Annotated in this window: 22 protein-coding genes; 3 read left to right on the forward strand and 19 right to left on the reverse strand. The window is 36.6% G+C overall.

Annotation, left to right across the window (positions count from 1 at the left end):
- The first annotated feature begins 3 nt into the window (after positions 1-3).
- The gene (locus HMPREF1135_RS06780) at positions 4-297 is read left to right on the forward strand and encodes a helix-turn-helix domain-containing protein (protein WP_007593443.1); all 294 of its coding nucleotides are present in this window, start codon (positions 4-6) and stop codon (positions 295-297) included.
- A 20-nt stretch (positions 298-317) separates the two neighbouring features.
- On the opposite strand, the gene HMPREF1135_RS06785 is transcribed toward HMPREF1135_RS06780, so the two are convergent.
- From HMPREF1135_RS06785 to HMPREF1135_RS06800, 4 genes are read right to left on the reverse strand one after another with little or no spacing between them, the layout of a single operon-like run.
- On the reverse strand, positions 318-1418 hold the full coding sequence (locus HMPREF1135_RS06785) for an ABC transporter substrate-binding protein (RefSeq protein WP_007593445.1): 1101 nt from the start codon (positions 1416-1418) through the stop codon (positions 318-320).
- A 16-nt stretch (positions 1419-1434) separates the two neighbouring features.
- Positions 1435-2202, reverse strand: coding sequence for an ABC transporter permease (locus tag HMPREF1135_RS06790; RefSeq protein ID WP_007593447.1), 768 nt, complete (start codon positions 2200-2202; stop codon positions 1435-1437).
- Positions 2199-3053 (reverse strand): ABC transporter permease, encoded by an 855-nt coding sequence (locus HMPREF1135_RS06795; RefSeq protein ID WP_007593449.1) that lies wholly within the window; start codon positions 3051-3053, stop codon positions 2199-2201. Before HMPREF1135_RS06795 ends, HMPREF1135_RS06790 begins: the two co-directional genes overlap by 4 nt.
- Positions 3043-4011 (reverse strand): ABC transporter ATP-binding protein, encoded by a 969-nt coding sequence (locus tag HMPREF1135_RS06800; RefSeq protein WP_007593457.1) that lies wholly within the window; start codon positions 4009-4011, stop codon positions 3043-3045. The genes HMPREF1135_RS06795 and HMPREF1135_RS06800 overlap by 11 nt, the downstream gene beginning before the upstream one ends.
- Before the next feature lie 152 nt (positions 4012-4163).
- Here HMPREF1135_RS06800 and HMPREF1135_RS06805 point away from each other — a divergent pair, with 152 nt between their 5' ends.
- A complete protein-coding gene (locus tag HMPREF1135_RS06805) occupies positions 4164-4472 on the forward strand; it encodes a YerC/YecD family TrpR-related protein (protein ID WP_007593458.1) in 309 nt (102 codons plus the stop codon).
- A gap of 28 nt (positions 4473-4500) precedes the next feature.
- Here the strand turns inward: HMPREF1135_RS06805 and HMPREF1135_RS06810 are convergent, their stop codons facing one another.
- Genes HMPREF1135_RS06810 through HMPREF1135_RS06820 form a run of 3 tightly spaced genes read right to left on the reverse strand, consistent with a single transcriptional unit; the run spans position 4501 to position 7084 of the window.
- A complete protein-coding gene (locus HMPREF1135_RS06810) occupies positions 4501-5109 on the reverse strand; it encodes a ribonuclease H1 domain-containing protein (RefSeq protein WP_007593459.1) in 609 nt (202 codons plus the stop codon).
- A gap of 4 nt (positions 5110-5113) precedes the next feature.
- Positions 5114-6112 (reverse strand): aromatic acid exporter family protein, encoded by a 999-nt coding sequence (locus HMPREF1135_RS06815; protein WP_007593460.1) that lies wholly within the window; start codon positions 6110-6112, stop codon positions 5114-5116.
- A 9-nt stretch (positions 6113-6121) separates the two neighbouring features.
- Positions 6122-7084, reverse strand: coding sequence for a glycosyltransferase (locus tag HMPREF1135_RS06820; protein ID WP_007593461.1), 963 nt, complete (start codon positions 7082-7084; stop codon positions 6122-6124).
- Positions 7085-7264: 180 nt separating this feature from the next.
- Between HMPREF1135_RS06820 and HMPREF1135_RS06825 the strand changes: the two genes are divergently transcribed.
- Positions 7265-8212: a putative ABC transporter permease gene (locus HMPREF1135_RS06825; RefSeq protein WP_007593463.1), complete on the forward strand. Its 948-nt coding sequence runs from the start codon at positions 7265-7267 to the stop codon at positions 8210-8212.
- Positions 8213-8261: 49 nt separating this feature from the next.
- Here the strand turns inward: HMPREF1135_RS06825 and HMPREF1135_RS06830 are convergent, their stop codons facing one another.
- From HMPREF1135_RS06830 to HMPREF1135_RS06880, 12 genes are read right to left on the reverse strand one after another with little or no spacing between them, the layout of a single operon-like run.
- Positions 8262-9632 (reverse strand): CCA tRNA nucleotidyltransferase, encoded by a 1371-nt coding sequence (locus tag HMPREF1135_RS06830; protein ID WP_007593465.1) that lies wholly within the window; start codon positions 9630-9632, stop codon positions 8262-8264.
- Complete coding sequence (gene proS / locus HMPREF1135_RS06835) at positions 9571-11010, reverse strand: proline--tRNA ligase (protein WP_007593467.1); 1440 nt, start codon at positions 11008-11010, stop codon at positions 9571-9573. Before proS ends, HMPREF1135_RS06830 begins: the two co-directional genes overlap by 62 nt.
- A gap of 6 nt (positions 11011-11016) precedes the next feature.
- On the reverse strand, positions 11017-11172 hold the full coding sequence (locus HMPREF1135_RS14020) for a hypothetical protein (protein ID WP_007593469.1): 156 nt from the start codon (positions 11170-11172) through the stop codon (positions 11017-11019).
- Positions 11150-12178: a hypothetical protein gene (locus HMPREF1135_RS06840; RefSeq protein WP_007593471.1), complete on the reverse strand. Its 1029-nt coding sequence runs from the start codon at positions 12176-12178 to the stop codon at positions 11150-11152. Before HMPREF1135_RS06840 ends, HMPREF1135_RS14020 begins: the two co-directional genes overlap by 23 nt.
- A gap of 4 nt (positions 12179-12182) precedes the next feature.
- Positions 12183-12896 (reverse strand): LytR/AlgR family response regulator transcription factor, encoded by a 714-nt coding sequence (locus tag HMPREF1135_RS06845; protein WP_007593474.1) that lies wholly within the window; start codon positions 12894-12896, stop codon positions 12183-12185.
- A 17-nt stretch (positions 12897-12913) separates the two neighbouring features.
- Entirely contained in the window at positions 12914-14089 is a 1176-nt protein-coding gene (locus tag HMPREF1135_RS06850) for a ribose-phosphate pyrophosphokinase (protein WP_007593477.1), read from the reverse strand.
- A 10-nt stretch (positions 14090-14099) separates the two neighbouring features.
- A complete protein-coding gene (locus HMPREF1135_RS06855) occupies positions 14100-15122 on the reverse strand; it encodes an ATP-binding protein (protein WP_007593479.1) in 1023 nt (340 codons plus the stop codon).
- A gap of 19 nt (positions 15123-15141) precedes the next feature.
- Entirely contained in the window at positions 15142-16389 is a 1248-nt protein-coding gene (locus HMPREF1135_RS06860) for a DnaD domain protein (protein WP_007593480.1), read from the reverse strand.
- A gap of 36 nt (positions 16390-16425) precedes the next feature.
- The gene (gene murC / locus HMPREF1135_RS06865; protein WP_007593481.1) at positions 16426-17802 is read right to left on the reverse strand and encodes a UDP-N-acetylmuramate--L-alanine ligase; all 1377 of its coding nucleotides are present in this window, start codon (positions 17800-17802) and stop codon (positions 16426-16428) included.
- A 21-nt stretch (positions 17803-17823) separates the two neighbouring features.
- Positions 17824-18396, reverse strand: coding sequence for a flavin reductase family protein (locus HMPREF1135_RS06870; RefSeq protein ID WP_007593482.1), 573 nt, complete (start codon positions 18394-18396; stop codon positions 17824-17826).
- Positions 18386-19120, reverse strand: coding sequence for a shikimate kinase (locus HMPREF1135_RS06875; RefSeq protein WP_007593483.1), 735 nt, complete (start codon positions 19118-19120; stop codon positions 18386-18388). The genes HMPREF1135_RS06870 and HMPREF1135_RS06875 overlap by 11 nt, the downstream gene beginning before the upstream one ends.
- Before the next feature lie 7 nt (positions 19121-19127).
- Positions 19128-20789, reverse strand: coding sequence for a putative manganese-dependent inorganic diphosphatase (locus HMPREF1135_RS06880; RefSeq protein ID WP_007593484.1), 1662 nt, complete (start codon positions 20787-20789; stop codon positions 19128-19130).
- Positions 20790-20797 lie beyond the last annotated feature (8 nt).

Below are 20797 nucleotides of genomic sequence, written 5' to 3' on the forward strand. Positions count from 1 at the left end.
ATTATGAATAGCACAGTAGGACAAAATGCTTTGGAATTTATAGATTCTATATTAACACCCGAGGAAATAGCCGAAAGTGATTTAAGGGTTGCTCTTATAGATGAACTGATTAAGGCAAAGCAAGAAAAGGGATTAAGTCAAAAGAAATTAGAAGAATTAAGTGGCGTAAAGCAGCCTGTGATAGCAAGGATGGAAAAAGGTCAAACAAGTCCACAATTAGATCCCATTTTAAAAGTGCTTGCTCCATTGGGCAAAACTCTTGCAATAGTACCGTTAAATAACAAACCACCGGCTTAGCCGGTGGTAATTACTATTTCCTAGTTTGTTTCCTGTCTGAACTCTTCCCAGAGCTTGTTGTGAAGCTCATTTGCCTCATCACTGATATTCTCTATCAGCTCTCCGCCCTCAATAAGTGAAATCTTATCCTCAGGGAATACTATAAGGTCCTTCCAATCGTCTGATACATAGCTTTCAGCAGCTTTGTTTGTAACAAAGTATCCGATGTACTCAAAGCATTTTGCAGCTACTTCAGGCTCATTGATATACTCAAGGAATTTGTATGCAGCCTCTGCATTCGGTGCATTTGACGGAATAAAGCTTCCCATTACTCCGAATCCAAGTCCTTCTTTAGGATATACAACTTTTAAATCAGGATTTGCTTTGATTGCCTGAGTTACCTGTGATGTATACATAAATGCCGCACCTACTTCACCGCTTAAGAGATAATCCTGAAGATTATTGTCATTAATAAGACGTATATTCGGCGCTAAAGTCTTTAACTTGTCTCCTGCTTCCTGTATCTGAGTAAGATCATTCGTATTGAATGAATATCCGAGTGATTTCAAAGTAATACCGTCTATTACTCTGTAGTTTCCGATAATACCTACATTACCTGCAAGCTCGGGATTCCAAAGATCGTTATAGCCTTGAATATCCACTTTCACAGTCTCAGGATTATATACTATCAAAGGTATACCTGCACCGTAAGGCATTGTGTACTTATTGTCAGGATCATAGAACTTACTTTGGAATAAAGGATTTATATTGTCATATGTAGATATCTTTGACTTGTCAAGCTCCTTAACAAGTCCTTCTCCTATTGCAAGCTGGATAATATAATCGTCTGCAACAACGATATCATAATCACCGCCCTTAGTCTCTTCAAGCTTTGCAAGCATTGTCTCATCAAGGTCGAAGTTTGAATAATTTACCTTAACTCCGGTCTTTTCCGTAAAGCCGTCCAATACCTCCTGTGGGAACATTCCGTCCCATGTATACAGATTTAAAGTGGTCCCCTTAAGAGCGCTGTCTGTGGCAGCTCCTGTGCTTTGCTGTGCGGCATCTTTAGAACCGCCTCCACATGCTGTAAGAGCAACAGCCGCTCCCAAACCGAGTAAACCTAATACTTTAGATTTCATTTAATTTACCTCCAAATCAATCTTTCCTTGTTTTTTCCGAAATAAATATTACAAGCACCGTAATCACAAGTATAACGGTTGCGAGTGCATTTATTTCAGGAGTAATACCTGTCTTCATCTTTGTATATATCTTTATTGCAAGAGTATTTACTGAAGGACCGGTCGTAAATATAGATATTACCACATCATCAAAGGACATTGCAAATGATAATAATAATCCGGATGCAATTCCCGGCAAAATATATGGTAATGTTACATCTCTGAATGTTTCAAACTCACTTGCCCCAAGGTCTCTTGCCGCCTCCTCAAGCGAAAGATCCATTCCCATAAGTCTCGCCCTTACAATCAAAAATATATAAGGTACACAGAATGAACTGTGTGCAATCGTCATGGTTACAAAGCCGAAAGGCAGGTTCATATATGAAAATATAGCCATAAAGACCATTCCGAGAATAATCTCGGGAATCATTATAGGCAGAGATGCAAAACCGCTGATGAAATCATCAAAAATAAGTTTTTTCCCTCTCATGGCAAGAGCCGCACTGACACCAATTACAAGTGAAAGCATACATGTCAACACCGCCAGTATTATACTGTTTAACAATGCTTTCTTTATATCACCGTAATTAAAAAGCATCTTATACCAGTCGAGAGAAAATCCTTCCCATACGCTTGTAAGCTTGGATTTATTAAAGGAATAAACTACAGTGAGTATAATGGGAAGATAGTTTAAAACAGTTACCAGCCCCAAAAATATAACGGCCGCTTTTGATACCTTTTTCAAAATAATCCCTCCAATTCTCCTGTACCCGAAACCTTCTTATAAAGTCTTAAGAATACTATGGTAAGTAACATAAGTATTACACTCAGTGCCGCCGCAAAAGGTATATTTCTAAGCTTTGTAAGCTGCTCCACTATAACACTTCCGATAAGAACTATTTTATTTCCTCCGAGTATATCTGAGATATAGAAAAGTCCCATACTCGGTACAAATGTAAGTACCACACCGCTTAGAAGTCCCGGCATTGTAAGTCGGAGTGTTATTGTGAGGAATGATTCAAGCCTGCTTGCCCCCAAATCTCTGGATGCTTCTATCAGGCTCCAATCCATTTTTTCCACACTGGAATACACTGAAAGTATCATAAAAGGCAGTAAAAAATATACCATACCTACAAGTACGGCAGGATATGTATACAACAGTTTAAGCGGAGTCTTTGTAATGCCAAAAAACATTAAAAGTTTATCAAGCACACCGTTACTTCTAAATATTATTATCCATCCGTTCAACCTGATAAGACCGCTGGTCCAAAAGGGAATCATAAGAAGCATCATCATTCTTCTCTTCCATCTCTCACTGAGTCTTCCCATAAAATATCCGAAGGGATATCCTATCAAAGTAACCAAAACGGTTGATGCTAAAGCAAGCTTAATGGATTCCAAAAATATATTTAAGTAAAAAGGATCAAATACTTTTTTATAGTTTTCCAAAGTAAATGTAAAATCAAATCCCCAGGTCTTTGCCTTTGTCAAAAAGCTGATCAGAACCATATAGGCCAGAGGCAATATTACAAAAAGTATTGTAAAAAGATATATAGGTATTCTAAGCAGATATTTGTTAAGTTTCTTATTTTTCACCTTGAACCTCCACCATATCTTTTTTATCCCAGCCTATACTTATAGCATCACCCGGATTCAGATTGATATTCATGCCCATATGTGAAGAAGTAATCTCCTGATTATCTTTCAATCTAACCTTTACTTTTGAAAGACCTGCGGTAAAACTGTTCTCAATCACTATACCGTCATAATCACCTGCTCCAAGTCTTACATGTTCAGAACGTATTGCATATGTTTTCTCACCGTCTTTATAGAGATTTGCACCGCCCACAAACTCGGCTACAAAAGCGGTTGCAGGAGTATCATATACTTCACTTGGAGTACCTATCTGTTCTATATTACCGTCTCTCATAACAACTATTCTTGAGGACATATTTAAAGCCTCTTCCTGGTCATGAGTTATATATATAAATGTAATGCCGAGAGCCTTTTGAAGCTTCTTTAACTCCATCTGCATCTGTCTTCTAAGCATCAGATCAAGTGCACCGAGAGGCTCATCCAATAACAATACACTCGGCTTATTTACAATAGCTCTCGCTATCGCAACTCTTTGCCTTTGACCACCTGAAAGCTGCGCCGGATTTCTTTTTTCAAAGCCTTCAAGCTGTACCAGAGAAAGAGCTTTTTCCACCTCTTTTTTTATCTCATCGGCAGGCATCTTTTTAAGTCTTAATCCATAGCCTATATTTCTTTCAACATTCATATGAGGGAAGAGAGCATAATTTTGAAATACCGTATTTACATCTCTCTTTTCCGGTGCCAGTCCTGTGATATCCTTTCCGTTAAGTATCACCTTGCCGCTGTCAGGACTCTCAAGACCTGCAATTATTCTTATCGTAGTGGTTTTTCCGCAACCACTTGAACCCAAAAGAGTGATAAACTCTCCTCTACCTATATCAAGGGAGATGTTCTTTAAAACATTCTCACCGTCAAAACTCTTCTTTATATTTTCCAGACTTAGTATAGTATCTGTCATCTAAATTCCCTCCTAGGGTTATTTGGCTTTATACAATAAAATATAATACCATCTTTTTTAATATAATTCACTAAAAATATTATTTTATCTCGACTTTACTTTTACAAGTTAAAATGCTAAAATGTAATTACTATTTGAATGGAGCAATTTGTATGAATAATAAGATCAGGACTGACGCGGTAGACCATCTATTTGACGCCATCCTTACACTAAAAGATAAAGAGGAATTTTATATTTTCTTTGAGGATGTTTGCACAGTAAATGAGTTGCTCTCCATCTCTCAAAGATATGAAGTGGCTAAAATGCTGCGTGAAAAGAAAACATATTTGGAGATTGCCGAGGAAACCGGCGCTTCTACAGCTACCATCTCCAGAGTAAACCGTTCTCTAAACTATGGAAATGACGGCTATGACCTTGTTTTTAACAGACTCGGTTTATTTGAAAATAATAAGGAAAAATAATTTTGCCGGAGTTTATACTCCGGCATTTTTATATAAGTCCAAGTGCTTTTTTTGCAAGTTCATCCGCCATATCATTATACTTATCTCCCGAATGTCCTCTTACCTTTATAAAATCCACATCCACATGCTTTGAAGCGTTTTTATAAAATTCAACATAATGCATGGTACCGGGCTTTTTGGCTTTCCAATCTCCGTTGCACCACTTCTCTATACCCTCATAGTCATAAAAAATACTGATACTCTTTATATCATGATCCAGACAATATTGCATGGCCGCCATAGAACCCTGTATCTCACCTGCAACATTTCTCATATCGCTCATATCATCCTTTTCAAACTTTTTTGAAAAATAAAGTTCATCATCCTTATGCATCATAACCATGCCATATGAATATGACTTGGTAGTGTCGTCATAACTTCCGTCAACATAAGCAAAGGCTTCAGATTGTTTCTCTTCGCCTTCCTCTTTATTCTCAACACTCTTTGTTTCGTTTACAAAATCCAAAGCCTCTTCCCTGCTTGTAAAACTTTTATAAGCGGCTCCCGAAAATCCGCTAACCGACTTTTTACATTCATCCCATGTCTCAAAGACTCCTGTATTTCTTCCTTTTCTTACCGCGTAGTATTTCTTTGCCATATATTTACCTGTTCCAAAATATATTTTTCTCTTCTTCACTCAAATTTGCGGCAAACTCCCTTTTTATTTCAAGGAACTGCTCAAAATTTACTACCATTGAATGAAGTATTGCCCTGTCTTCAAATTCCTCTCGGCTCTTTGGAAGCTGTGAGTTTTTCATCTTTTCTTTTACAAAATATAAGTCCATCAAAGCATTTACCGCATTATTTGACTCATGCAGTTTAGGCACAAGATTAAAAATAAGTTCAGCCACATCTCTTGCCTGACTTGGTCTTGTCTTCATGCCCTTACCCTGATCAAAAATATATCTAAGGGTCATGATTTGAGACTTTCTCATTTCCATATAGTTTATAAAATATTTCAAATCATAGCTTAGTATATTGTCTTTATCAATATATGCCTTTGAGATTGCACTGTCTATCAGCTTATCAAGCTCATCAAAATCATATTCAAGTTTTACCCTGTTATTCTCATCTCTTAGAAAGCCTACCAAAGTATCCAGCATGTACTTTATTTCATTTTCTATTTTTGCCTGATATTCCCTTATATGTTTCAAGTTTCTCGGCATATACATATTTAAAAATATTCCGACGGATGTTCCTATAAGCATCAAAGCCGCTTCATTTTTTACAACATCAAAACTCATATACTTCGTTGCCAAAATATGTGTTACCAAAACGGTACATGGTGAAAGTCCTTCATTTAAATCAAAGACCATACAAACCGCTACAAAAATGAGCAAGTAGCAAACCAGCGCCCATATATCATATCCGAATAAACTAAATACGACAAATGAAATCAACATAGCCAGAACAAATGCCGCAATTCTTTTTAATGCAATCTTTATTGTGGATTTTTTTGTATCCTGTATACTCAGTAAGGTTATAATACCTGCCGATGCACTGTAGTTTAACCCAAAAATTCCGGCAATAAATATTGCAAGTCCTGTTCCGACAGCAATTTTTATTACTTTTATCAGATTTATATTTTTAAAATATGTCATAGTCCTCCGTTATCTTTTAAAATATAATGCTGTGTGCCTTACCAGCTTATATACTGCAGGTAAGAAATATTCAAACTTTATAAAAAATCTTTCTCTAAAATCCAGCTCATTATATTCTTTTTTAAAGTCCTTTGACAATATGTTTTTAAAATCTCTTGTATTTACATATGTAAGGAAACGAAGTCTCTTTGCGGCACTTAGCACTTCCTCATGAAATCTGTATCCTGAGTCTTCATCATATGCCTTATACATGGCCTCCATATTTTGATAGTACTCTTCCTGTTTTCTTTTGTAATCACCGCTAAACTGTGAGGCTGTCCATGAAGTCGGTACTCCCATTCTGTACACACTCATAACCCTGTCGATATAATAGGCATCACCGTATTTTACAGAGATTATCTGCATAGGTATATCTCCCACCTTACAGTCAAAATAATACTTGGGCAAACTCTTCATATACTCTGTTCGTAATAAAAGTGAGGCAGTGGGATAATGTGCTCTTTTATTTATAACTTCTTTTGCACCGACTACACAGTTTCCGGTATAAGGTCTTATAAGGTTTGGAGAAAATGTGGCATCCAGATTTTCAACCTTCGCAGCATGAAAGCAAAAGCTTATTTCGGGATGTGCATCCATATAATCCACCTGCATTTGAAGTTTATTATCATCGCACCAGTAGTCATCTCCCTCACACATGGCTATATATTCTCCGCTTGCTCTTGGAAAGTTGTATTTTCCGCTTGGATTTGTAACCCCTTGTGAGTACATATTTTCCTCATGAAATAATGGCTTTATAATATCCGGATACTTTTTTTCATATTCTCTTATAATATCTGCCGTATCATCTGTTGATGCATCATCATTTATCAGAATTTCTATATCAAAGTTTCTTTTCTGCACCAAAAATGAATCTATTGCCTTTCTTATATATTTACCGTGATTATATGTAATGCAGCATATACTTACTTTCATACTTTACTCTCTTTTTATATTATTTGCAGGTAAAACCGCACAGGGTTTTAAATACGTTTACTTCAATATCATACTATAACATAAAAGTTGATATAAAGTGAGTTTTTATTATCTTTATAAAACTTCAAAACTTGTGGATAATCTACTACTGTGGTATTATTGTTCTCATTGGAGGTAATTATGACCAAGTACACCCTATTGCAATGGATTGCATTTTTTTATATATATTGTTTTTTCGGATGGTGTTTTGAATCCGGATATGCAACTATTAAGGAGAGAAAACTTACAAACAGAGGTTTCCTTCGCGGCCCTTATATTCCTATATATGCCTTCGGCGCTATATTTGTTCTGATTATAACAGATAAATTCCAAGGAAATATACTGAAAGTTTATTTTTCAGGAATGATTGCTGCTACAATACTTGAATATATCACAGGTTATGTGATGGAAAAACTTTTTAAAGTAAAATACTGGGACTATAGCGATCACAAGTTCAATTTAAGCGGATATATATCGCTCTCCACCTCTATAGCATGGGGATTTTTATCACTCCTGCTTACCGATTTTTTACAGGTAAATGTCTATAGATTTGTATCTAAGATAAATGAGTCAAATTTGAAGACTTCTGTAATAGTTGTTAGTATTATCTTTTTCTCGGATTTGATTCTTTCAATAAAGGCCGCATTCAATCTTGCCAAAGCATATACGGCACTTGAAAGGGCTAAGGTTGAATTCCTTGAAGTCAAAGAAAAACTTTCATTGATAGCAGATGACCTTGTAAGTGAGACTCAAAATAAGCTTGTAGGTATCAAAGACAGTGTGGCAGGACGTGTGAGCCAGGCAAATGAATATATCTCAAACGGAAGAGTGAGTTTCTCATCTTTAAAATCCGATATAGAAAATGCTCTTTCGTCACTTTCAAATACGGTTGCTTCAAAGAGTCCGGCTTATCTTGAGCTTAAAATAAAATATGAAGTTGCAAGAGAAAAGGTATCCTTAAGCTTACCGAAAACCGGAAAAATCATGTCATTCTTTATTAGAAATATGATAAAAGGAAATCCGGGACTTAATAAAAAGTACATCTCTCAGATGAAGGAACTTAGTGAAATAAGAAAAAGAAATAAATAAAGCTGAAAGCTACAGGTTTGTACCGACTGTACCTACCCGTAGCTTTTTATTACTCATTTTTTGCTATATCAAGAAGCAGTTCTTTATTATTCATTTTAGGTTCTTCAATTACTCTTTTTAATAACTCTTCCAAAATTTCACCGATTTTAGGTCCTTTCGGTATTCCAAGTTCCATCAAATCTTTCCCGGTAATATCAAGCATGGATATATCAAAAGCATGATTTTCTTCTTTAATCTTCTCATATCTCTTTTCAATATCATTTATTTCTTCCAAAATATTCACATTTTTTCTGTCCGACTTACAGATTTTTATATAGTCCTCAAAGAGTTTTGTACCGAGTCTGTGCAATGACAGTCTTATATCCGAATCCTTCTTCGGTAAAGGTAATTTAAGTTCCTCTATAAGCAGACAGGTATTGATTTTTGTTGCATTATCAGACTTCAATTCTGAGAGTATTTTCTTTACCGAATTTATATTTTCTACATTTTGCAAAAATACAGTCCAGTACATATGTTTTTCATCACCCAGGTCTCTTTTGTAAAACTGATAAAAGCTTTCATCAAGCTTTGCAAACTCTTTACCGATATATTTATAAAGTCCGCTGCTGTATATATACTTTACATTTTCTGCAAAATTTCCTGAAAGTGTCTTATTCAGCTCTACAAATATTCTCTCCTTGCTGACATTTGACAGTAATGAAGCCTTATCTTTTATTGCAACAAATGTGTCTTTTTCTATTTCAAACCCGAGTTGTGCAGAAAACCTGATTGCTCTAAGCATTCTCAGAGCATCCTCATCAAATCTCTTATTTGGATCTCCTACAGCTCTAATAATACCGCTGTTTAAATCCTCCTGACCTTTATATAGATCCACTATACCCTTTTTATGCGAATAAGCCATTGCATTAATTGTAAAATCCCTTCTGCAAAGATCTTCAGAAAGGCTTTTACTGAATGATACACTGTCAGGATGTCTTCCGTCCGAGTAGTTTCCGTCTATTCTGTATGTAGTCAGCTCATAGCCTTCTCCGTCCATAAGTACTGTAATAGTTCCGTGTGCAATACCCGTATCAAAGGTCTTTTTAAATATCCTCTTCATTTCTTCCGGAAGAGCGTTTGTAGTGATATCCCAGTCCTTAGGCTTTCTGCAAAGCAGGGAATCCCTGACACAGCCACCTACTGCAAATCCTTCAAAACCGTTCTCCTCCAACTTATCTATAATATTTTCAACGTTTTTTGGCAAATCTATTCTCATTCTTATCTCCTTAACAAAAGCTGATACCGGGGACATAAGTATATGAATGCTTAAAAACTTAATATTAAAACCGCAGCCTTCTGACTGCGGTCTCTTTATTATTTTAATATGCTTTTCCCCAGTAAACCATCTTTGTAGCCTTCTTGCCGCAACAAACGCATACATCGCTAAGCTGCTCCTGTGCCTCAGGCATACATCTTGATGTGGCTCCTGCCTCTTCCTTTATCTTGTCCTCACAAGCTCTGTCACCGCACCACATAGCCTTGATAAATCCCGGCTTGTTATCTGCAATATCCTTGAACTCTTCCATAGTTCTTGCCTCATAAGTATGAGCTTCTCTATGCGCAAGGGCTGTTTCATACATATTTGTCTGAATCTTTTCAAGGCATTCCTTAACTTCACTTTCAACATTTTCAAGTGATACGAAGATCTTCTCACCTGTATCTCTTCTGACAAATACGCATTGATCATTTTCAATATCCTTCGGTCCGATTTCAATTCTAAGAGGTATACCTCTCATCTCAGACTCGGCAAACTTAAATCCCGGGCTCTTCTCGCTGTCATCAAGCTTTACTCTTACACCTGCAGCATACAGTCTGTCTTTAAGCGCATTAGCCGCCTCAAGTACACCTTCCTTATGTGCGGCTACAGGTATTATATTTACTTGAACAGGTGATATATGAGGTGGTAACTTAAGACCTGAGTCATCACCATGTACCATTATAACAGCGCCTATTATTCTTGTAGTCATACCGAATGAGGTCTCAAAAACAGGCTTGATTTGATTGTCCTTATCAGTAAATGTTACATCAAATGCCTTTGCAAATCCGTCTCCGAAGTAGTGGCTGGTACCTGACTGTAATGCCTTACCGTCATGCATAAGTGCCTCTATGGTATAGGTTGCCTCGGCTCCGGCAAACTTCTCCTTATCGGTCTTTATACCTCTTATAACAGGTATAGCCAAGTCCTTTTCAAAGAAGTCCGCATATACTTCAAGCATCTGTACCGTTCTGTCATGAGCTTCCTTGGCTGTGGCATGAACAGTATGTCCCTCCTGCCATAAAAACTCTCTTGAACGAAGGAAAGGTCTGGTTGTCTTTTCCCATCTTACTACAGAACACCACTGATTTAAAAGCTGCGGAAGATCTCTATAACTCTTTACAACCTTTGAGTAGTAGTCACAGAATAATGTTTCCGATGTAGGTCTGACACAGAGTCTCTCCTCAAGCTCCTCCATTCCACCATGAGTTACCCATGCAACCTCAGGTGCAAAGCCTTCAACATGGTCCGCCTCTTTTTGTAAAAGGCTCTCAGGTATGAACATAGGCAGATAACAGTTTTGAATTCCTGTCTCTTTAAATCTTCTGTCTATCTCATTTTTCATATTTTCCCATATTGCATAACCGGCAGGTCTTATTACAAGACAACCCTTTACACTTGTATAGTCAACAAGCTCCGCCTTAAGCACAATATCTGTATACCATTGTGCAAAGTCTTTCTCCATGGAAGTAATTTCTTCTACAAGCTTTTTTTCTTTAGCCATTTTTATTTAATCCTCTATATCTTCTTTTATTTCTTTTTTCTTTCTGATTACCAAATCAGATTCGGCATCATTTATCCTTCTTTTTAAATACAAATATACCACGATGCCTACAATGAATAATATAATAATTAATGCAATCTCAATTATATTTCTTATTAACATTGCCCCTCGATTTTTCTCTTCTCTTTTTATTTATCCATTTAACCGCATTTATCATCGGTAATAATACAATTGCAATCCACCATGCATATGCACCGGCAGCCAAAAGTGTAACACCGTCATATCTGTTAAAGCTTTTATCAGTTGAACCGTTTTCCTCTATACTTTCATCCGCATTTGTTGAAGCTTCAACAGTTTCATTAATAACTTCATTATTGCTTATTTCAGTCGAAGTTTCAGTAATATCAGGAAGGCTTGTGAACGTATTGTTTTCAGTCGCATTATCTGTAATTGTACTATCGGTATTTACCTCAGTCTGAACATTTTTGTCAACTTCAGATTTACTCACACTGTCATTATCATTTCTTTTATGTTTATGACCTGATTTATTTTCCGGCTGCTTTGCAGTTTCAGCCTTTTGCGCGGAGCTTTCGGTTGGTTCTACATTATTTGTCGGGTTCTTAGTGTCCGAATTGTCATTGCCGCTCTGAGAGGCTTTTGTACCTTTTTTTGAACTTTCCGAATTTTCAATTCTTTTCTTTTTTCCCGATGAATGTCCAAAAGACTTATTCGCATTGGATTTTGTGGCAATATTTTTATCCGGTATTGAAGGCTTTGTTCCCTCTCCAGAATCTGAAGGCCTTGTAGGCTCAGGTCTCGGATCTATTGGCACGGGCGGTACAGGCAGCTTTTGAATAGTCTCATACTGTACATAAAATGTACCGTCCGAAGCGACATATTCTCTTTTTCTTAGCCCGTCCTGCTCATATGTGGGCTCTCTTTCAATTATCCACTCTCCATAGTTGCTTTCATCTATTCCGGCTGAGGTTTCAACATACCCTGCGTTTGAGCCATGTAAACCTCCGTTTTTTTGAATACCTGTCATATCTACATATGCGGCTCCAACAGTTGTCGCATTGCCTTTTAGAACACCTACACCGTTTACCGATATAAAGGCGGTCGTCAGTGCCAATGACATAGCACCCATTGCTTTATATTTTTTCTTCATTTAATCACCCTATTGCATTTTCTTTCATCGCTTCCTTAAGTCCACTGTAGTACTTTCTTCCCACCGGAATTTCCGTGTTGTCTATCAATGTGATTTCCTCATAAGTGAATTTCTTTATATGTTGCAATGAAACTAAAAATGATCTATGCACTCTTAAAAAACCTTTTGTAAACAGCAGGTTTTCAAGTTTTCCTATTGTTGAAATAAACTCAAAACTTTTACTGCCGTAGTACACGGTTATTATCTTTCCTCTAACTTCAAAATATTTTATATCATTTATCGCGATATTCCTATATTCACCGATGCCGGTAAAGAGCATATACTCTTTTGATTTTTCTAATGCCGTTTTAAAAACATCCTTTATTATCTTTACCGTCTTGGCACCGTCAGTCTCACCTTTCACAATATAGTTGAAGGCTCTGACGTCAAAAGCCCCCAACATATGATTCTTTGAAACTGTGATGAATACTATCTCTCCGATATATCCGTTTGAACGAAGTTTTGATGCGGCTTCCATGCCGTCAATTCCCGGCATATTTATATCCAGAAACATTACATCAATAAGCTCAAGTTTATCTTCCACTTCAAATAACATCTGCTTGGCGCTCTCAAACACCTCAAATTCCGTATCAAAGCCCTCCGACTTTGATATATGTGTAGTAATCTCTAACAAATTCTTTCGTTCTATTGGATTATCATCACATATAACTACTCTCATAACCCAAACCTTATATCCTATTTGTTATTTTTTACCTTCTCAAGTAAATTGTTGATTCTGTTTGTAGGTGTCAAAAGACCGCTTATAGTAGAATCATGATTCAAATTGTCGATAATAAGAGCCACATACTTACTCATCTCAACATTGTAGTAATAAGGTTTGCTTAAGAGATTATGTGACTGGTACACTAAGTTTGTTGTAAATATACCGTCGATAATACCGTTCTCATAATATTTATCAAATTTTGCAAAGCCGTTGGTGAACAGTCCGAAAGTGGCACATACAAAGACTCTTTTTGCCTTTCTCTTTTTAAGTTCCTTTGCAACTTCCTGAACACTCTCACCAGAAGATATCATATCGTCAATGATTACAAGATCTTTACCTTCAACATCCGATCCCAAAAACTCATGTGCTATAATCGGATTTCTGCCGTCAACAACCTTTGTATAATCTCTTCTCTTGTAGAACATACCTACATCAAGCTTAAGCATATTTGCAAAATATATCGCCCTTCTCATTCCGCCTTCATCAGGAGAAATAATCATCATATGATCCGAATCAACCTGTAAATCCGGGAAATGTCTTAGAAGTCCCTTTGTATACTGATAAATCGGCTGCACAGTCTCAAATCCCTTTAAAGGAATAGCATTTTGTACTCTTGGATCATGTGCATCAAATGTAATGATGTTGTCGACACCCATATTTGTGAGTTCCTGTAATGCCAGTGCGCAGTCCAAAGACTCTCTTCCTGTCTTTTTATGCTGACGGCTCTCATATAAGAAAGGCATTATAACGGTTATTCTTCTTGCCTTTCCCGCTATTGCCGCAATAATTCTTTTAAGATCCTGGAAATGATCATCCGGTGACATATGGTTTATTTTTCCTGACAGTGAATAGGTCATGGAGTAATTACATACATCCACAAGCAAATATAAATCATCACCTCTTACAGATTCCTCTATGGTTCCCTTTGCCTCACCCGAGCCGAATCTTGAGATAGTCGATTTTATAATATAATCTTCTTTCTCATACTCTGAGAATAAAAGTGTATCCTTATGCTCACTTTCTCTCTCCTTACGCCACTCTACAAGGTAATTATTTACTTTTTTTGTAAAATCATCCATTCCCTTAAGAGGTATAAGTCCCAAAGGACCTACAGGAATAGAATCAATTTTTTTATCTTCGTACAGCATTTTCCCTCCATTACAGCTTTGCTCTAATATCATTTCCAAATAATCTTATATACATGAAACTTTTTCTTATTCTTGAAGTAACTCTCTCACTGTATATGTCTCTCATTTCATCCAGACTGAGATTAGTCGATATTATAGTAGATTTTTCGGTGTTAACCCTACGGTTTATTATATGGAAAAATTCGGTAGTTGTAAAGTGATTGGAAAGTTCCGTTCCGAGATCGTCAATTATAAGCATATCACTTTCATACACTTCTTCAATGAGGAGCAAATATTTTTGATCCTCACTTTTTTCCATCTTTACCTTTACCAGTGCTTCAAAAAGTTCTTTTGCACTGAGATATATTACAGAATAATATCTGTCAAGTAATACCTTGGCTATACAATTGCTTAAGTAGGTCTTGCCTACACCTGTATTACCGCTGAATATAATATTTCTTCTGTCATTTTCGTCGGAAGCCGTATCAACCGCATTTTTGCTTCCGTTTATTTTAAAATATTTGTCCGCAAATTTCTCACAAAACCTTTTTACACCCTCCATATAGGCGGCATTTGTCATATTCTGCCCCGGAAGTATTGTTTTATTATCATAATAATCAAATGAGAAATTTTCAAAATTTTCTTTACTTAATATATTTTCAAGATTTGATTGAGCATACAGAAGTTTCCTTATCCTTAACTGAAGGCAATGACATTTTTTTCCGTCAATATATCCTGTGTCCTTACAGTCTTTGCAATCATATGTTATTTCCATATAATCTTTCGGAAATCCTGCAGAAAGCAAAAGTTCTTCCTTTTTATTTTTAATACCGTCAATATCGTTTTTTAAATCATTTATTGACAATTTTCCCGATTTCAAGCTTTCTTTATATCTGGAAACAGCCATACTTCCTGTGGAATTGTTTAATTCCTTAATTTCAGGTATTTTTTCATATACCTCTTCTATTCTTCTGACCTGTGCGGCTCTGTTATTCGCTCTTATATTTTCATATTCTCTCATTATTGCATTATATGAGGAATTATCTATAGCCATATATCTCCTTTAAGCCAAACTATAAATTGTTCAACTCATTTAAAAACTTATCCTGCATATCGGAATCAATATTGTCATTCCTCTGTTCAAAATTATTGAACTTTGAACCGGAAGCGGTATTTGAAGTTTTCGGAGTCGCCTTTACCTTCTCATCATGTTTTTCATCCTGTGCCTTTATATCTGAAAGTGTACGCACATTCTCATTATGCCATCTTGTGAGTATACCGTCGGCATATGAAAAACTCTGTGATGATGTATTAAGTACTGTTCTGCTGATGGCTTCTACCACTATCTCAGTGCTGAAACCGTACTCATCAAACCACTTTTTAACAAATCTTAATTCAACCGGTGCCAAAACTCTGTCATATATTCCGAATGCCTTCAACACGGCTTTATTTTCATTGAAATATTTTACATTGTCCTCTTTGGCTTCCTCAACTGTAGTAATACCTTTTTCATGGAATGAAAGTGCCACTCTTTCAATATAGTTTATACTCTTTTTACCTTTTTGCACTGAAACTTCCGCTATATACTCCAGTAAGTCCTTTGACATACCCACAACATCATAAAGATATGCCAGCTTTTCAGTATCTGTAGGGGTAAATATCTTTTCAGTATATGTCTGCACGCAGAATACAAGTTCCTGAAAATCTTCATCGCCTTTCAGCTTTGTCAAATCCACCAGACTTCTGTCCGGAAGCTTTGGCGGCTCCGGTTTTTCTTCAGGTATCTCAGCCTTTGCTTCGCTCTCGGAATTATTCTCTACATCAGAATCTTTTGTCGCATCAGACGCTTTACAATCGCTTTCTTCTAAGTTTTTTGCTGCATCAGGGCTTTCCGATTTAACATTATTCTCTTTTAATGTTTCCGCTCCCATACCGGCTTCAAGCATTTCTCTTCTTTTATATACTTCTTTTGCCGCCGTCAGAATACGTCTTGCTTCCTCAAGTTCTTCTTTTGAAGGCATGCCCTTTGTAATAAGAACTTCTTCAAAGTCGTCGCCGTTTCCAAGCTTACCTATATTCTCAGCCTTTTCTATCAGCACTCCGCTCTTGCACCAGTATGCTATAGCTCTTTCAACATCCTTTATAGTAAGTTCAAGGGCATCGGCTATGATTTCGGGATTTATCAGTCTGTCGGCATTTCTCAACATAAAAAGGTATACCTTTATATAATCACCGTTTGCCTTTAGCATGTATTTATCTATAAATTCTGACGGCAAACTTACAATGCTTGTTATATCTGCCTTTAAAAATTCGTACTTCATAGCTCTCCCTTTGTCTTAAATCTATATCTTTATAAATTATTTCCCAAGTAAAAACTCGCCCACTCTTAATATATCTCCGGCACCCATGGTAATCAGTAAATCACCCTTTCTCAAATCCTCCAACAGATAATTTTCTATCTCATCAAAAGTCTCAAAACTTGTAGAATTTCCACCCAGTTCATTTATTCTTTTTGATAGAAGATTTGAACTCATACCGAGATTGTCAGTCTCTCTTGCAGGATAAATTTTTGCAATTATAACTTCATCCACATTTTTTAATGCGTTGGCAAATTCATCAAAAAACGCCTTTGTTCTGGTATATGTATGTGGCTGGAATACCACTACAAGTCTGTCATGAGGATATCTCTTTGCAATATTTAATGTAGCCGATATCTCACTTGGGTGATGTGCATAGTCATCAACTATTGTGATGCCGTCAAGTTTTCCTTTGACCTCAAATCTTCTGTCCACACCCTTAAACTCCGAAAGTCCTTTTCTTATATCTTCGATACTTACTCCAAGTTCAAAGGCAACACAAATAGCCGCTAAGGCATTGTATATATTGTGATTTCCTCCTACACAAAGCTTTACATCCTCATATGTCTCTTCTTTATGTACAAGGTCAAATGTAGGATAACCCAAAGCGTCATATCTTATATTTGTAGCATAGCAGTCACTGTTTTCTGTTCCGTATCTTACTATATTACCTTCATACCCTTGTGTAATCTCTCTGTTATTTGTAATCTTATCGTTTATTATTATACAACCCTTAGGGCTTGTATTTTTTACAAATTTCTTAAAAGAGTCTCTGATCTCATTCAAATCCTTAAAAAAGTCCAGATGATCCTCTTCGATATTCAATATAACGCCTACTGTAGGATATAACTCAAGGAAACTGTTGGTATATTCGCAGGCTTCTGTAACGAATGTGTCTCCCTTGCCTATATAAATATTTCCTTTTATCTTCTTTACGATACCTCCTACAGATATTGTAGGGTCAAGCTTTGTATCCAGTAATATATATGACAACATGGAAGTTGTTGTGGTCTTTCCATGTGTACCGCTTATTGCTATACTCTCTTTAAATTTTGACATTACATATCCCAGAAGCTCAGCTCTGGTCATCATTTTTATATTCTTTTCTTTAGCCGCAATAAACTCAGGGTTGTCCTTATGTATGGCAGCCGTATATACAAACAAATCTATATCATCACTGATATTCTCCTTTTTTTGCCCTACAAATATCTTTACACCTCTGTCTTCAAGATCCTTTGTTCTGTTATTCGCCTTTGTATCCGAGCCGCTCACTTCAAAGTTCTTTTCAAAAAGTACTCTTGCAAGTCCGCTCATACTTATACCGCCTATACCGCAAAAATATATGTGCTTTATATCGTTAAATTTAATATTATTCAAAAGATGCCTCCCGAGTTTATCTTATTTTCTTATTTTCTTCTTTCTTACACTATAACCGAAGGTACCAAGTACCTTTGAAAGTCCAATATACTCTCCATGATTATATACTACCATGTCAGCTTTTGTCAGGTCAAATTTGTTTTTTTCATCCATATATTTTGCGTCTACATTTACAGCAACTACTTTTGCTATAAACATATGATGTGAACCAAGCTCAATGATATCTTCAACTTTACATTCAATGCAAACCGGACTTTCTTTAATAGATGAAGCAGCTACCACCTTTGATGGCAACTGCTCTATCTTTAATACTTTCCATTTATCAATATCTCTGCCTGATTTTACACCGCATTCATCCGCTATTTTGGCCAGTTTTTCATTTGTAAGATTTATAACAAATTCTCCGGACTTTTTTATTATATCATATGAATATCTGCTTGGTCTAAGAGAAATATAAACCATGGGAGGATTGGTACATATTGTACCTGTCCAAGCCACAGTAACTATATCGCTTCTTCCTTCAGAGTCTGCACAACTTACCATTACCACCGGTACGGGGTATAGCATATTTCCGGGTTTAAAATCAATTCTCATTTTTCTTAAAGTGTTTCTTTATATTTTTTCTTTGAATATTGTTTGCTTTAGCTTTATTGTTATTCGCTATGTCGGATTTTTCTCTACTGAATCTGTCTTTAAAGTTCTTTTCTCTGATGTTTTTTGCTGTTCTGCTCTTTTGTGACGGATTTTTTTCCTGCTTATCTTTAGAAGCGAAAGGAACTCTCTTACTCTTGAAGTTTCTTCTCTTTTTCGGCTTTTCACCCAATCTCTCACAGATTTCATCAATAGTCTTTGCCAATGTTTTTTTCATCTCATTGACTGTAATATCCGCATACTTTTCATAAAGCGGAACTCTTTCAAGGTAAAGATCCTTTAAACTTTGTCCTTCTTTTAAAGTAATTCCTCTCTCTCTTAAGTCGCCAAGTCTTGACTTTATTGCAGTGTATGAAAGTTCCAGATATATAATAACACTGATTTCTTTTAAATGCTGCATGGCTTTTTCACCATATACCACACTGCCTCCCGGCGATATGATACAATTGTCCAAATCCAGTCCGGCATTTACCTCGTCCTCAATTTCTCTGAAACCTTCATCACCATGCTCTTCTATAAGTTCCTTTAAAAGCTTTCCGTATTTTTCCTGAATAACGATATCGGTGTCTACAAACTTTTTACCAAGTCGTTTGGCCAAAACCACACCGACTGAAGACTTACCTGATGCAGGCATACCGATTAATGTAATATTATTTTTTTTTCCCATATCTCTCCTACATCTGTATTCCTATTACAAGACTCGGTACAAGCTGTTTTTTCCTTGATACCACCGAAGCAAGCTCTATTACACCTGAATCATTTATCTCGTAAACGCCCTCTTCGATTCTGAATGACTTCATTACAAGAGCCATCGCACCCTGACCTACACATATAAGTCTTGTTGACTGCTCCAATATATTGGTAAGCATAAAGAACATCATATCCTCTGTGCTGCTTTCATGAAGCTTTACAAGGAATGGCAGTAGTCTGTTTTCAATATCGCTTAACTCTTCCTCGTTCAAGGAACTGATCTGTCCTATTCCTATATTAATTTTCCCAAGTGCAAACGTCTTATAATCCTGATGGAAAATCTGCTCATCGGTCTTACCTGTAAGATTGCTTGCCGATGCAAACATCTGATTTGCATACTTTTCTATATCAATGCCTGCAATCCTTGCAAGGTCAAGGCCTGCAGCCTTATCAACTTCCGTACATGTAGGCGATCTGAAAAGCAAAGTATCCGATATAATGGCTGAACAAAGTAGCCCCGCAATCTGTTTTGGAATCTCCACTCCCTTTTCATGGTACATCTGATAAATAATTGTAGATGTACATCCGAGAGGCTGATTTCTGAAATAAACAGGCCCTATAGTCTCCACGGTACCCAGTCTGTGATGATCTATTATTTCAAGCACATTTGCATGCTCTATACCGTCCACCGCCTGACTCTTTTCATTATGATCCACCATAATTACTCTCTTACCCTTGGCACCGAGAAGGTTTCTTCTTGAAAACATTCCGAGATATTTTCCGTTTTTATCAAGTATAGGGAAGTCTCTATGTCTTACAGTCGCCATTACTTCCTTTATTTCGTCCAGATAATCTTCATTTTCAAATGTTATAAGATTCTCTGTTTTCATAAAGTAATTTATAGGCATGGACTGATTTATAAGTCTTGCTACGGTAAATGTATCATAGGCCGTAGTAATTATAGTGGTTCCATGATCCTTTGCAAGCTTCTTTATAGTCATGGATGCACCGGCACCCTCACAAACTATAATACAGGCCGCACCCATCTCAATGGCGCAAAGCTGCATCTCATATCTGTTTCCAAGTATTACAAGATCATCCTTTTCTATATAGTATTCCATCATATCCGGATTTGCTGCTGCAACAACTACTTTACCCGAATTAAAATAGGCCTTGTCATCACCGACTACCAAAGTTCCTTCAATGGTTTCTATAATATTTGAATATCTTGTATTTGCTTTTGCAAGTATTCTGCTGTCATATATATTCATATATGAATTTGCAATATCACTGACTGATATTATTCCTTCAAGGTCACCTTCACCGTTTACCGCAGGCAAAGTCACCACATCGCGTTCCTGCATAAGTGCCCAGGCTTTTTTAAATGATATATTCTTATCAACACCCTTTGTATGCTTTATCTCAACATCTTTTACTTGAGTTTTCACACTTTCAGTAAGCTTAGGCGGTTTAACCTTGAAGTAATTAAGTACAAATTTGGTTTCCTCATTGATTTCGCCGGCACGCCTTGGTAAAAACTCCCCCTCTTCAGTTTTGGACTTTAGATCGGCATAACCTATAGCCGCACAGATTGAATCCGTATCCGGGTTCTTATGTCCCATTATCAATGTTCTAAGCTTTGTCATAAATTCCT

Origin of the sequence: Lachnoanaerobaculum sp. OBRC5-5 (assembly GCF_000296385.1) — a bacterium.
GTDB lineage: Bacteria > Bacillota > Clostridia > Lachnospirales > Lachnospiraceae > Lachnoanaerobaculum.